14 protein-coding genes are annotated in these 13,782 nt (G+C 61.1%); 5 read left to right on the top strand and 9 right to left on the bottom strand.

The genetic code is table 11. The features are described 5' to 3' along the window. Nucleotides 1-23: 23 nt before the first annotated feature. Nucleotides 24-956: a LysR family transcriptional regulator gene (locus HK20_RS04000; RefSeq protein WP_086645800.1), complete on the top strand. Its 933-nt coding sequence runs from the start codon at nt 24-26 to the stop codon at nt 954-956. Between the two features lie 32 nt (nt 957-988). On the opposite strand, the gene HK20_RS03995 is transcribed toward HK20_RS04000, so the two are convergent. After that, nucleotides 989-1,450: an Lrp/AsnC family transcriptional regulator gene (locus HK20_RS03995; RefSeq protein ID WP_086645799.1), complete on the bottom strand. Its 462-nt coding sequence runs from the start codon at nt 1,448-1,450 to the stop codon at nt 989-991. Nucleotides 1,451-1,834: 384 nt separating this feature from the next. On the opposite strand from HK20_RS03995, the gene HK20_RS03990 reads away from it, so the two are divergent. Then, a complete protein-coding gene (locus HK20_RS03990; RefSeq protein ID WP_086645798.1) occupies nt 1,835-3,304 on the top strand; it encodes an amino acid permease in 1,470 nt (489 codons plus the stop codon). Between the two features lie 104 nt (nt 3,305-3,408). Here HK20_RS03990 and HK20_RS03985 read toward each other — a convergent pair whose 3' ends face one another. The 8 genes from HK20_RS03985 to HK20_RS03950 form a co-directional block, all read right to left on the bottom strand. Then, nucleotides 3,409-3,915 (bottom strand): RcnB family protein, encoded by a 507-nt coding sequence (locus tag HK20_RS03985; RefSeq protein ID WP_086645797.1) that lies wholly within the window; start codon nt 3,913-3,915, stop codon nt 3,409-3,411. Nucleotides 3,916-3,998: 83 nt separating this feature from the next. Then, nucleotides 3,999-4,457, bottom strand: coding sequence for a 23S rRNA (pseudouridine(1915)-N(3))-methyltransferase RlmH (locus HK20_RS03980; RefSeq protein ID WP_086645796.1), 459 nt, complete (start codon nt 4,455-4,457; stop codon nt 3,999-4,001). A gap of 53 nt (nt 4,458-4,510) precedes the next feature. After that, the gene (gene rsfS, locus HK20_RS03975) at nt 4,511-4,933 is read right to left on the bottom strand and encodes a ribosome silencing factor (protein WP_086645795.1); all 423 of its coding nucleotides are present in this window, start codon (nt 4,931-4,933) and stop codon (nt 4,511-4,513) included. A 122-nt stretch (nt 4,934-5,055) separates the two neighbouring features. After that, nucleotides 5,056-5,775, bottom strand: coding sequence for a nicotinate-nucleotide adenylyltransferase (locus HK20_RS03970; protein WP_086645829.1), 720 nt, complete (start codon nt 5,773-5,775; stop codon nt 5,056-5,058). Nucleotides 5,776-5,867: 92 nt separating this feature from the next. Beyond that, nucleotides 5,868-7,181 carry a glutamate-5-semialdehyde dehydrogenase gene (locus HK20_RS03965; RefSeq protein WP_369823013.1) on the bottom strand — a complete coding sequence of 438 codons (1,314 nt, stop codon included), beginning with the start codon at nt 7,179-7,181 and terminating at the stop codon, nt 5,868-5,870. A 94-nt stretch (nt 7,182-7,275) separates the two neighbouring features. Further along, entirely contained in the window at nt 7,276-8,370 is a 1,095-nt protein-coding gene (ychF, locus tag HK20_RS03960) for a redox-regulated ATPase YchF (RefSeq protein ID WP_086645794.1), read from the bottom strand. Continuing rightward, on the bottom strand, nt 8,370-8,951 hold the full coding sequence (pth, locus tag HK20_RS03955) for an aminoacyl-tRNA hydrolase (protein WP_086645793.1): 582 nt from the start codon (nt 8,949-8,951) through the stop codon (nt 8,370-8,372). The genes ychF and pth overlap by 1 nt, the downstream gene beginning before the upstream one ends. Before the next feature lie 96 nt (nt 8,952-9,047). Continuing rightward, the gene (locus HK20_RS03950) at nt 9,048-9,653 is read right to left on the bottom strand and encodes a 50S ribosomal protein L25/general stress protein Ctc (RefSeq protein ID WP_086645792.1); all 606 of its coding nucleotides are present in this window, start codon (nt 9,651-9,653) and stop codon (nt 9,048-9,050) included. A 170-nt stretch (nt 9,654-9,823) separates the two neighbouring features. On the opposite strand from HK20_RS03950, the gene HK20_RS03945 reads away from it, so the two are divergent. From HK20_RS03945 to HK20_RS03935, 3 genes are all read left to right on the top strand, one after another. Beyond that, complete coding sequence (locus HK20_RS03945; protein WP_086645827.1) at nt 9,824-10,903, top strand: low specificity L-threonine aldolase; 1,080 nt, start codon at nt 9,824-9,826, stop codon at nt 10,901-10,903. Nucleotides 10,904-11,058: 155 nt separating this feature from the next. Beyond that, on the top strand, nt 11,059-12,855 hold the full coding sequence (aspS, locus tag HK20_RS03940; protein WP_086645826.1) for an aspartate--tRNA ligase: 1,797 nt from the start codon (nt 11,059-11,061) through the stop codon (nt 12,853-12,855). Between the two features lie 74 nt (nt 12,856-12,929). Then, nucleotides 12,930-13,781: an EipB family protein gene (locus HK20_RS03935; protein WP_086645791.1), complete on the top strand. Its 852-nt coding sequence runs from the start codon at nt 12,930-12,932 to the stop codon at nt 13,779-13,781. Nucleotide 13,782: the final 1 nt, after the last annotated feature.

Raw genomic sequence — 13,782 nt, 5'->3', positions numbered from 1 at the left:
TCCATATCGGATATATATGGGTTATGGACATCCGACACCTGCGCTATTTTGTAACCGTGGCCGAACATGGCTCCATTACCCGCGCGGCCGAAGCGCTGGGCATGGAACAGCCCCCCCTGAGCCAGCAGATCCGCCAGCTTGAAAAAAACCTTGGCGTGGTCCTGTTCGAGCGCCTGACGCGCGGCGTCAAACTGACCGACATCGGGGCCGTGCTCCTCCCGCGCGCCAGAACCATTCTGGACCTGCAGGCCCAGTTTCTTTCCACCGCGCAAGGTCTGGCTCGGGGGGAAATGGGGCATATCCGTCTGGGCCTTGCGGGGGCTGTCTCGCTTTTGCCGGTTATCCCGTTCACTATCCGCCGGTTCCGGGAAATGGCGCCCGATGTCACCATTTTTCTGGAGGAGAGCAATACGCCCTCGCTGTGCACCGCGTTGCACGAACCCAGCGTGGACATAGCCATTGTGCGCCCCCCTGTGCCCGACCCCGTGCGACTTTCGGTTTTTCATCTGCTGGATGAACCCACGGTTATTGCCCTGCCGCGTGGGCACAAGCTGGCCGATACCCCCGTGATCAGTCTGGACATGGTGGCACAGGACCCGCTGATTATCTTCCCGCGGGAACTGGGGCCGGGCTTTCATGATGCCATTCTCTCAGCCTATCAGGTGGCCGGGGTAACACCCGTTATGGGGCAGCAGGCCCCGCAGATTGCGGGCACCATTCCGCTAGTGGCCGCAGGGCTTGGGGTTTCGGTTGTGCCGCGCTCACTCAGCCAGATTCATGCCGGGGGGGTCACCTTCCATACCATTAGCGAGCCTGCCCCACGGGCCACACTGGCCGTGGCCATACGTGCGGGCCAGAACATGCCGCTGGTCACCCGCTTTGCCAGCGTGCTGCGCACAGCCTGCCGCAAATGGACAAACCGGCAGCCAGAACAGGATTTTTTTGATCTGGAATAGCAGACCGGGCCAAAATAGCTGCGCCGCCGGGGCTAAAAGGCGTATCCCCTTGCATCGGCCACGGCCCTGAGCACAAAAAACGTGCGGGTCTGGCGCACATGGGGCAGAACGCTCAGCACCTCGGCATGGAAGCGGTCAAAACCTTCCATATCTGCAACACGGATTTTTAAAAAATAGTCAAAATCCCCTGCCACAAGGTAGCAGTCCAGCACTGCTGGCTGGGCAGCCATAGCGGCCTCGAACATGGGAAAACTGTCTGCCGCACGCTCCAGCACAACCCCGACCAGCACCACCATGCCCAGCCCGACCCGGCTGGCATTGACCTTGGCCTGTACGGCGGAAATATACCCTTCATCAAAAAGCCGTTGCACCCGGCGGTGGCAGGTGGCGGGGCTGACCTGCACCTTGTCCGCCAGATCGTTGTTGTGGATGCGCCCGTTATTTTGCAACAGGCGCAAAATCTGCCGGTCCGTCTTGTCCAGACAGTTTTCCATGGAACCCTGCTCTCCAATTACCCAAATATATGAAATTTTGTTATTTGTTTTTCATTAAAAGAGAAATATTCCATCATCAGAGTACTTCTTTTTGAACAAAAACTGTCTGCCCCCTGCCTCTTACCTTTTCATAATCACTTCTGAGTGCACAAGGGCAAAAATGAGCTGCCGCGCCCTGCGCAGCCTTAGAGAAAACAATAAAATTATTTGCCGCGCAGGACGGATTTTGTTTAATTTTATATAAGTTGCAAAAGGACTTACGCACCATCCCAATTTGTTGCACAAAAGCAACGTACACAGACCCGCCAGCCCAAACCGGTTCTGCACCGGAACACCCTGCCGGCCCCGTTCCCGCCACCAGTACGGAGACAGACCACTTTGAGCATGCATGCACCGCCGCCATCCGATGCCACGCCAGGCCAGACAACGGAAGGTTACCGGCAAGGTCTGGGCAAACGACAGATCCAGATGATTTCCGTTGGGGGGGCCATCGGCACTGGTCTTTTTCTGGGTGCAGGCAGCCGGTTGCAGGCTGTGGGGCCATCCCTTGCCATTGTCTATCTGGTTTGCGGCGTGTTCTCCTTCCTCATGCTCCGCGCTCTGGGGGAGCTGGTCATGTACCGCCCCACCAGTGGTAGCTTTGTCTCCTACGCGCAGGAGTTTCTGGGGAGCCGGGCGTCTTATGTTGCGGGCGCGCTCTCGTTCTTCAGCTGGGCCATGACCGGCATTGTCGATATTACGGCCGTTGCACTTTACATGCATTTCTGGGGTGTTTTTGCCGTTGTGCCCCAATGGGTCATGGCGCTTATGGCGCTGGTGGTCATTACCTGCATGAACCTGATTGGCGTCAAATGGTTTGGGGAGATGGAGTTCTGGTTCTCCATCATCAAAATTGCCGCCCTGCTGGCATTTCTGGTTGTGGGCACGGCCATTCTGGGCCTGCGTGTACCCGTGGACGGGCATAGCACCGGCATACAGCTTATTACCGAACATGGCGGGCTGTTCCCGCACGGCATGCTCCCTGCCCTTGTGCTTATTCAGGGCGTTGTGTTCGCCTATTACGGCATAGAGATGATTGGCACCGCCGCAGGGGAATGCAAAAACGCGCGCGAAGTGCTGCCCTCGGCCATTAACAACGTGATCTGGCGGATCATGATCTTTTATGTCGGCACGGTTACCTTGCTGGTTCTGCTGCTGCCCTGGTCGGCCTATCAGGCCGGAGTTAGCCCGTTTGTGACCTTCTTTTCCCGCCTTGGGGTGCCGGGGGTGGATTCGCTCATGAACATAGTGGTGCTGACCGCCGCCCTGTCCAGCCTGAACTCGGGCCTGTATTCCACCGGGCGGGTCCTGCGCGCGCTGGCCCTCAATGGCACGGCTCCACGCTACCTTGCCCATATGAACAAACAGGCCGTACCAGCAGCCGCCATTTTAACAACTGTAGCCATTTATCTGGTGGGGGTGGGGCTGAACTACCTCCTGCCTTCCCAGATTTTTGAGATTGTTCTCAACATGGCTTCTATCGGCATTGTCAGCACATGGTGCTTTATTGTGCTCTGCCAGATCAAACTGCGGCAGGCCATTCGGGCAGGCCGTATTGCCCCCACGGGCTTTGCCATGCCCGGCGCACCCGTTACCGCGTGGCTGACCATTGCCTTTTTTATCAGCATTCTGGGGCTGATGCTGTTTGACTACCCAACAGGCACCTATTCCATTATGGCCATTCCAGCCCTTGCCGCCCTGCTGTTTGTAGGCTGGAAGGCCGCAAGCCACACACCCCTTAACGTTGTGCCCCAGACCATACCTTCGGCTGAATTAACCGATGATGCCGATTTTACCCCACCCCGTACGGAGTAAACACCGGCACGCTCTTCCCTGCGGCATATGGCCCGCAGGGAGCACGGAATACAAAAAAGGGGAGCCGATCTGGCTCCCCTTTTTTACTGGACCACGCAGCCCACCTAGTAACCCGGCGGGGGTGGATAAGGTACGGGGGCAGGCACCACCGGATATGCCGGGTAAGGTGTTGCCACAGGGTAGGGCGTTGCCGGATAAACACTGCCCGCAATGACATTGGAAATAATGCCCGTTGCCACTGCCGCCAGCAAAAAGCTGCCGCCGTAGCTGATCCAGCGATAACCCGGTGGTGGGGCATACAGGCCACGGTAACCGCGCCAGTTATCTACAAAAATACCGCCGCCATCATACCGGTCTCCCCGCCGCCATGAGCCGCCATGCGGGCCACCGCGTGGGCCTGCACCCCAGCCTGGGCCGCCACCCGGCCCGCCCCGAAAACCACCACCATGGCCACCGCCAGGCCCTCTGCCCGGACCACCCGGGCCACCCGGTCCGCCGTGACCACCACCACCCGGCCCACCTGGGCCGCGCTGGGCGTAAGCCGCAAGCGGTGCTGTGGCAACAAGCAGCCCCATAAGAAGCGCCATTGAACGTTTTGCTTTGAAGATCATGCTGAATCTCCTTCCTTCCACCCCATTGAGCCTACCATGATGTGGCGGAAGTTTGTCGAGATCATAGCCGTTTGGCGTTGGGTTTAATCCGGTCTGCCCGCCCGGTGGTACGGGTGGCCCGCAGCAATGGCCTGCGCGCGGTAAACCTGCTCGACCAGCATAATCCGTACCAGCATATGCGGCCATGTGAGCGTGCCAAAAGACAGGGTGGCATCTGCGCGTTGCAGAACGGAACTATCCAGTCCTTCTGCCCCGCCAATAACAAAGCAGGGTGTGCGCCCAGCGTCCTGCCATGCGGCAAGGCTGGTGGCAAAGGCAACACTGCTATACGTGCGCCCACCTTCATCCAGCGCCACAACATGGCTGTGTGCGGGGCAGGCGGCCAGAATGGCCTGTGCCTCACGCCGTTTGATCTCATCGGGGCTGCCGCGCCCGTCAGGCAGTTCCACAATATCCAGCGCCGGACGCAGGCGCTTGAGATACCGCTCCACCAGCGCACGCTCGGATTTGTCCTTCATGCGCCCTACCGCCACAAGCCTCATACCCGGCACCTGTGGCGGCAGAATCGTATGCCCTGTAAACCAGACATCAGCACTTACAGACGGGTCACGCCGTCTTCGTTGCTTTCATCCAGTTCCGCACCCCACATTTTTTCCAGCCCATAGAGCGCACGCGCTTCGGGCTTGAACAGGTGGACCACAATATCGCCCGTATCCAGCAGAACCCAGTCGGACCCATTAGCCCCTTCAACCAGCACGCGCTTGATACCAATATCACGCAGTTTGCGTTCAATATGCTGGGCCATGGCGGCAATCTGGCGGTCGGCCAGACCGGTTGCGATCACCATTTTATCGGCAAAGGAGGCACGGCCGGCAAGGTTGATCACAACCAGATCTTCCGCCTTGTCATCCTCCAGACTGGCGGTGATCAGCGCAAGGGACTGTTCGAGCAGATCGGGGGCAATGGCCTCACGCTTGGTGCGGGTTTTTGGCCCTGCTGCGGCTGCTTTTTTGCGCACAGAGCCAGGGGCTGCCGCCGCTTTGGGGACTGCGGCTGCACGGGTGGAGGCCGCACGGCCCCCGCGAGCGGTGGCCGTGGACGTGCGGGTGCGTGCGGGCGTCTCGGCGGGTGGCTTGGTGGTTATGACCGTTCTCCTGAAAACTGACTACTCTTTGGGGTGATGGGCTGATCCGTAGTGGCGTCAAACCCGCCCCGCTGACGAATGGCTGTTGCAGATATACTGTTTTGTGCCCCCGGAAGGAAAGCCCAAGCTGGGGGAGAAAGTGTGGCAAGCCGTGCTGCCTGCCGTGCAGGCACACGCCAGCGCGCCAGATACTGCGCCGCCAACCCGCCCAAAGCCCGCACATTCTGCCCCGGACGGGGGAAAACCGCCACAGGTACCTGCCGCACCAGCTGGTGCCAGTGCTTCCAGCGCGGCAATGTTACCAGACCATCCGCCCCCATCAGCCATACAAACCGAACATGGGGGAAGCGGACCTTGAGCCGGGCAAGCGTGTCCACCGTATAACGGGTGCCGAGTCGGGCCTCCAGATCGGTGGCCACAATCCTGCGCCCATCCGCCAGTTGGCGCGCAGTAGCCAGACGGGTGGCAAAAGAGGCCATCTCCCGCCCGGCCTTGAGCGGATTACCCGGAGACACCATAAGCCAGACCTGATCCAGCCTTAGCTCCAGCATGGCCCGCCGGGCTATGGCCTGATGCCATCTGTGCGCAGGGTTGAATGACCCACCCAGAAGCCCCACACGGCCGTGGCGGTTATCCCCCCATGTGGGAATCCGGCACCCTGCGGGCTGCACTCCCCTGCCCGTTATGGCCGCCGTATCTGCTTTTGTAACTGGCATATACCGTTGTGGCCCATGCAGGCCGCGCGCACTGCCCACCCCAAGTATGCGGGGGCGGGTGTACGCCACTGGCCTGTTATGGGCCTGCGCGCTCAGGTACGGACCTGACCGCTACCAAGCACCTCGTAGCGGAAGGTTGTCAGCTGTTCCACGCCAACTGGCCCACGGGCATGGAAGCGCCCTGTGGCAATGCCAATTTCCGCCCCGAACCCGAACTCCCCACCATCGCAGAACTGGGTGGAGGCATTCCACATGACAACCGCACTGCTCACACCGTTCATGAACCGCGCGGCAACGGCTTCGTCCGCCGTAACAATGGCTTCGGTGTGGGAGGATCCAAAGCGGGCAATGTGGTCGAGTGCCTCGTCCACACCATCCACTACGGCTACGTTCAGCACGGCATCCAGCCATTCGGTGGCAAAGTCTTTTTCGGTGCCCGCGGGCAGGTCGGGCATGATCTGCCTTGCGGCTGCATCCGCCTTGAACGTGCAGCCCTGCTCAGCCAGGTCAGACACGATCTGGGGCAGCAGGACCGAAGCAATGGCGGCATCTATCAGCAGGGTTTCGGTTGCGCCGCAAATGCCCACACGGCGCATTTTGGCGTTCAGCACAATCCGGCGGGCCATGGCATGGTCGGCTGCGGAATGGACATAGGTGTGGCACAGCCCTTCCGCATGCGCCAGCACAGGCACGCGGGCCTCACGCTGCACGCGCTCCACCAGCGAGCGGCCACCACGTGGAATAATCAGGTCCACAAGGCCAGCAGCGGTCAGCATGTCCGCCACATGTTTGCGGTCAGCATCCGGGGCGATCAGCACGGCATCTTCCGGCAGGCCCGCATTGCGCAGGCCGGTCTGCATGGCGGCATGAATGGCGCGCGCGCTATGCAGGCTTTCCGACCCGCCACGCAGCAGCACGGCATTGCCGGACTTGATGCACAGCCCGGCCGCATCGGCCCCTACATTGGGGCGGCTTTCGTAAATAACGCCAATAACGCCAACAGCCGTTGCCACCTTGCGGATACGCAGGCCATTGGGGCGGGACCATTCCTCCAGCACCTGCCCTACGGGGTCGGGCAGGTCGGCAATGTCTTCCAGCCCACGGGCCATGGCCTCGACCCGCTCGGGGGTCAGGGTCAGCCGGTCACGGAATGCGTCCTTGGCGGTAGATGCGGCAAGGTCAAGCGCATTGGCCGCCAGAATGGCCGGAGCAGACGCCCGCAATGCGCTGGCCGCAGCCCATAGGGCCTTGTCCCGCTCGGAGGAGGAACTCTGCGCCAGCGTGCGCGCGGCCAGTCTGGCCCTGTGTGCCAGATCGTGCATGGAGCATGGCGATGGCACACCCTGTGCTGGTGCGCGCATATCTGCCGTGGCCACATGCTGCCGACTGTCTTCCTCCGTATTCATGCTGGCGTCCCTTATCTCCATTGTCCGGTTTTCTTTTTATCGTGTGTGGTCCGCCCACCGGGGCGGACCTGATCATGCGCTTTAGAGTGCCGTATCAGACATTAAAGCGGAAGAGCAGAATGTCGCCGTCCTTCACAACGTAGTCACGGCCTTCAATCCGCAGGCGTCCTGCTTCCTTGGCACCTGCTTCCCCATTATATCGAACATAATCGTCAAATGCGATGGTTTCGCAGGCAATAAAGCCACGTTCAAAATCATTGTGAATAACGGCAGCAGCCTGCGGGGCCTTGGTGCCGACCGTAATGGTCCATGCACGTGCCTCCTTGGGGCCTACGGTAAAGTAGGTGCTCAGGCCCAGCAGTTTGTACCCTGCGGCAATCACACGGTCCAGACCGCTATCGCTCAGGCCCAGCCCTTCCAGGAATTCACGGCGTTCCTCGTTTTCGAGCTGGCTCACCTCAGCTTCGATCGCGGCGGAAACAATAACAACCGCTGCCCCTTCGGCTTCGGCCTTGGCCTTCACCTTTTCGGAGAACGCATTGCCGGTGGAGGCCGAGTCTTCATCCACGTTGCACACGTACAGCACGGGCTTGCTGGTCATGAGCTGCAGGCGGCGGACAGTCTCCTCCTCCCCGGCGGGAATGGCGGTGCGCGCAGGGCGGCCATCACGCAGGGCCGCAAGAATGGGCTGCATGATCTCGATCTGGGCCACGGCTTCGCTGTCGCGGTTGCGGGCGCGTTTTTCCAGCGCGGGCAGGCGTTTTTCCAGCGAATCCAGATCAGCCAGCATCAGCTCGGTTTCAATGATCTCCGCATCCCGGACGGGGTCCACGCCCCCTTCCACATGGGTAATATCATCATCCTCAAAGCAGCGCAGGACGTGGATAATGGCGTCCACCTCACGGATATTGGCCAGAAACTGGTTGCCCAGCCCTTCCCCCTTGGAGGCACCGCGCACAAGGCCCGCAATATCCACAAACTCAAGGCTTGTGGGCACTTCACGCTGGGATTTGCCAATAGCCACCAGCTTGTCCAGCCGTGGGTCCGGCACCGCAACGCGGCCCACATTGGGCTCGATCGTGCAGAACGGGTAGTTGGCGGCCTGCGCCGTGGCCGTAGCCGTAAGCGCGTTGAACAGGGTGGACTTGCCCACATTGGGCAGACCAACAATACCGCAGTTAAAACCCATCAGCCCTTGCTCCCTTGTGGCAGTGCAACCTTGGTCATAAACCGGTCGGCATGCCCATCCGCCAGCAGGGGGGCGGCATCGGCCATGCTGGCGAGCATGGGGTCGAGCCAGTCCTGCTGGTCTGTTTGTGTAAAATTACCCAGCACCCAGCCATGCACCCGTTCCTTGGCGCCGGGGTGGCCTATGCCAATACGAACACGCCAGTAATCGGGCGTGCCCAGCATCTTGTCTGTCGAGCGCAGGCCATTATGGCCCGCTGCACCGCCGCCACGCTTGATGCGCAGCCTGCCCGGTTCCAGATCCAGCTCATCATGGAAAAGCGTTATCTGCTCGGGGGCTATTTTGTAAAAGGCCGCAGCTTCCTGCACACTCTCGCCCGAGCGGTTCATGTAGGTCATGGGCAGCAGTGCAAGCACCTTGTGGCCGCCTATGCGCCCCTCGGCTACCTCACCCTTGAAGCGGTTGCGCCATGGCGTAAAGCCGTATCTGGCGGCAATGGCCTCGACCGCCATAAAGCCAACATTGTGCCGGTGCCGGCGCATGGAGGACTCGGGGTTACCCAGTCCGACCCAGAGCAGCATTGCGGATTCTGCCTTGTGTTTATGAACAGAAAGGGGGGCACATGCGCCTGCACGTGCCCCCGCGTTCCATAAGCTTCAGATTGCCTAAACTCCCGATTAGGAAGCGTCAGCACCTTCTGCCGGAGTGGTGTCAACCAGCGGTGCGGCAATGGAGGCAACCACAAAGTTGGCTTCGTGGGAAACAGGCGTTGCACCTGCCGTGCCCTGCACATCGTCCCAACGCACGTTGTCGTTGATGTCGAGCTTGGTCAGGTCAACAGTAAAGAACTCGGGGATGTTCTCTGCTGCCACTTCCACGTCAACCGTGTGACGCACGATGTTGAGCATGCCACCACGCTTGATACCGGGGCACTTGTCTTCACCCACAAAGTGCACGGCCACTTCAACATGCACGCGCGAGCCAGCGGCCAGACGCAGGAAGTCGATGTGAACGGGCGAATCCTTGACCGGGTGGAGCTGCACGTCACGCACCAGAGCGCGTTCGTTCTTGCCGCCTTCGATCTGGATGTCATACACGCGTGAGCGCCAGCCAGAGGTCTGGATTGCCTTGACAACCAGACGCGGGTCGAGCGCGATCAGCGTGGATTCCTGCTTGCCACCGTACACAACGCCGGGCACCAGGCCTTCACGCCTCGTCGCACGCGCTGCCCCCTTACCAGCCTTCGCGCGCGCAGAAGCTTGGATTGTTGTAATTTTGGACACCTTGACTTCTCCTGAAAAACTTGAGCACGCAGGCCTCCAGGGGTGCCTGCGCGGTGGCTGCGGCCTTACAGCAAAACCCCGCCACAGGCAAGGTCCGGCTTGGTCTGTGGCACCTTTATCCCGCCCTGTGCCCCATCTGGCACACCCCAACCCCGGCCGGAGCCTCCGCCATGAACCCGCCTTTTCAGCCCGTCCCCCACCAGCCTGCTGCCCCCACACCCACGCAGCAATTTGGCAGTGACCATGATACGGGCCTGTGCCCCCAGGCGCTGGAAGCCATAAACCGCGCAGCCTCCGCCAGCGCCCCACCTTATGGGGATGACGCATGGACCCGCCTTGGGGCCAAGGCCGTGGCGGACCTGTTTGCCGCCCCGCAGGCCCGCGTGTTTTTTGTGTTCAGCGGTGCGGCGGCCAATGCGCTGGTGCTGGCAACACTCTGCCCGCCCTATTGCAGCATTATTGCCTCCGAAATCGCCCACGCGGACACATCCGAGCGGGGGGCGACGGAGTTTTTCTCCGGTGGGGCAAAGCTGGTCACCCCTCCCACGCAGGATGGCAAGCTGACCCCCGCCGCCATTACGCAGGCCATGCGCCGCGCACGTGGCCCCGGAGCCTCCACCCCGGCAGTCGTGAGCATAAGCCAGCCGACCGAGAACGGCCTACTCTACTCGCTGGACGAAATACGCGCCATTGCCAATGCCTGCCACGACAACGGGTTACGCCTGCACATGGATGGCGCACGCTTTGCCAACGCCGTGGCCGCGCTGGAATGCACCCCCGCCGCCATGACATGGCAATCCGGCGTGGATGCGCTCAGCTTTGGTGGTGCCCGCAACGGCATGGCCATGGGGGATGCGGTGGTGTTTTTTACCCCCCAGCTGGCTCAGGGCTTTGCCGAGCGCGCCATGCAGGCCGGGCAGATGGCCGCCAGAATGCGGCTCCTGTCCGCCCCGTGGCGGGGCATGCTCCAGTCCGGCGCATGGCTGGCCAATGCCCGCCATGCCAATGCCAGCGCGCAGGCTCTGGCACAGGCCATAACGGCGCTGGATGGGGTGGAACTGGCATGGCCCGTGCAGAGCAATGCCGTGTTTGCGCTCATGCCCGAGCATGTAGCCAACACCCTGCGCGCACAGGGGTGGCGATTCCATACCCTGTTCGGGGGTGTTTACCGCTTTGTCTGTGCATGGGACACGCGCGCAGACTCCATTACCGCCCTTGCCGCGGACCTGCGCCGCAGCACACAGGGCTGAATAACGCGTAAAATGCCCCACAAGCGCTAAAACAGGCAGGCTAAGCCTGCACCAGCCTTGACATAACGCCCCTGCCCCTGCTTCCTCCACCCCAATTCTCTATGGCAAAACACGTGCCCGCCCGCAGGCCGGGCCACAATTTGTGGGACAAGACCATGCACCCTTACCGTACCCATAGCTGCTCGGCCCTTCGCGCAAGCGATGCTGGCACCACCGCGCGCCTGTCCGGCTGGGTGCATAGCAAGCGCGACCATGGCGGCCTGCTGTTTATTGACCTGCGGGACGAAACGGGCATGACCCAGATTGTCATCCCCGCCGGGTCGGATGTCATGGCAACAGCTGAACACATCCGGGTGGAAAGCGTGATTACCGTAACCGGTGAAGTGGTCCTGCGCGAAGAAGGTACGCGCAACCCCGACCTTGCCACGGGTGATATTGAAGTGCGCGCAAAAGACTTTGTCGTGCAGTCCCACGCCGCCGTGCTGCCCCTGCAGGTAGCCGGGCAGGAACATTATTCGGACGAGCTGCGCCTGCGCTACCGCTACATCGACCTGCGGCGTGAAAAAGTGCACGCCAACATCCGCCTGCGCTGCGCCGTTATTGCCAGCATGCGCAAGCGCATGACGAACCTGAACTTTGTAGAACTGCAAACCCCTATCCTGACCGCCTCCTCCCCCGAAGGGGCGCGCGACTTTCTGGTGCCCTCACGCAACCACCCCGGCAAGTTCTACGCGCTGCCGCAGGCACCGCAGCAGTTCAAGCAGCTGGCCATGGTGGCGGGGTTTGACCGCTACTTCCAGATTGCTCCGTGCTTCCGCGATGAAGCCTCCCGCGCGGACCGCTCCCCCGGTGAGTTCTACCAGCTTGACTTTGAAATGGCCTTTGCCACGCAGGACGAAATTTTTGCGGTGATGGAAGAGGTCATGAGCGGGCTGTTTACCGAATTCGGTAATGGCCGCACGGTCAGCACCGCGCCGTTCGAGCGTATTCCCTACGCCCGCGCCATGAAGGTTTATGGTTCCGACAAACCCGACCTGCGCAACCCGCTGCTGATTACGGACGTCACGGAAGACTTTGCAGGCTCCGGCTTTGGCCTGTTTGCCCGCATTGCCGCCGATGGTGGTGAAATCCGCGCCATTCCCGCCCCCGGTGCGGGGGACAAACCCCGCTCGTTCTTTGACAAGCTCAATGCCTGGGCGCGTGAGAACGGGGCTGGTGGTCTGGGCTACATCACCTTCAACGCCGAAGGTGGGCAGGGCCCGATTGCCAAGAACCTTGAGGCTGAACGGGCAGAAGCCATTCGCGCCAAACTGGAGCTTAAGGCGGGCGATGCCGTGTTCTTTGCCGCAGGCAAGGGGCATGAGGTAGCCAAGTTCTCCGGCCTTGTGCGCACCCGCATTGCCGAAGAACTGGACCTGATCGAGAAGAACGCCTTCCGCTTCTGCTGGATCACGGACTTCCCCATGTACGAGCTGAATGAGGAAACGGGGCTGGTGGACTTCTCCCACAACCCGTTCTCCATGCCGCAGGGCGGGCTGGAAGCCCTGAACACCAAGGACCCGCTGGATATTCTGGCCTACCAGTATGACATTGTATGCAACGGGATCGAACTCTCCTCCGGTGCGGTGCGTAACCACCTGCCCGACGTGATGGTGCGGGCGTTTGAAATTGCAGGCTACCCCGAAAGCGAGGTGGAAGCCCGCTTTGGCGGCATGCTCAACGCCTTCCGCTACGGAGCGCCCCCGCATGGTGGTTCCGCCCCCGGCGTGGACCGCATTGTGATGCTGCTGGCCGATGAACCAAACATCCGCGAGGTTATTCTGTTCCCGCTCAACCAGCAGGGCGAAGACCTGATGATGGGGGCCCCCGCCCCCGTAGCCCCTGAGCGCATGAAGGAACTTTCCCTCGCGCTCAACCTGCCCAAGCCCAAACCAACGGTTAAAAAAGACTGATAACCGTTTTTTGAGACCACAAACATTCATCCGGCTGGTTGCATGACCACGCCGGATGTTTTTTTGTAGGGGGTATGACCATACGCCCCCCGCGCCACCAGACCACCCTGCTGGCAGTTCTTGCCCCAGCCTGCCTTACCCTTGCCCTGCTGTGCCCGGCTGCACGCGCGGCGGCCCCCACATCCCCCCTTGTGTCACAACAGGCGGTGTATGATCTGGGGCTGGTGGAATCTGCGGGCGGGCAAACGCTCTCTGCTACCGGGCGCATGAGCTACTCCGTGCTCAAGACCTGCCTTGGCTGGTCCTCCCACCAGAGGCTGGACATACAGAGTGTCACCCGCAAGCAGGGCGAGGAGCACCTGCTCTCCGACTATGCGGCGCAGGAAAGTCTGGATGGCCGCCACCTGACCTTTAAAAGCCAGGAAACACGCAACGGCAAACTGCTGCGCGTTGTCAGCGGGGAGGCAAGCCTTGCCCCCGATGGGTCCGGGGTTGTGCAGTATCGCCAGCCGCTGGCCAAAACGCTGCGCCTGCCCGTGGGCACCCTGTTCCCCGTAACTCATACGGCCCGTATTTTAAGTGCCGCCCGGCAAGGTGAAAAAGACCTGACCACCCCCCTGTTTGACGGCACCCTGCCTGATGGGCCGGAAGATACCTATGTGACCCTGCTCACATGGTCGCCCCCTCCGGCTGGCAACACGCCGTACCAACCCTTGCAGAAACTGGCCTCCGGGCACGTGCATATCGCCTTTTACGACCGCAACGCCCACACCATGATGCCTGAATACGAAATGGGCATGCGCTATTTTGCCAATGGCGTGTCTGACCAGCTGCATCTGGATTTTGGCGATTTTAAAATGCAGGGCACGCTCAGCACGCTCGACCTGCCCGCCACACCCACCTGCACGCAGGATACCGCACCGTAAG

The organism is Acetobacter sp. DsW_54, from assembly GCF_002153575.1.
In the GTDB taxonomy this organism is placed as follows: Bacteria; Pseudomonadota; Alphaproteobacteria; order Acetobacterales; family Acetobacteraceae; genus Acetobacter; species Acetobacter fabarum.
This window is presented reverse-complemented; position numbering and strand designations above follow the sequence as displayed.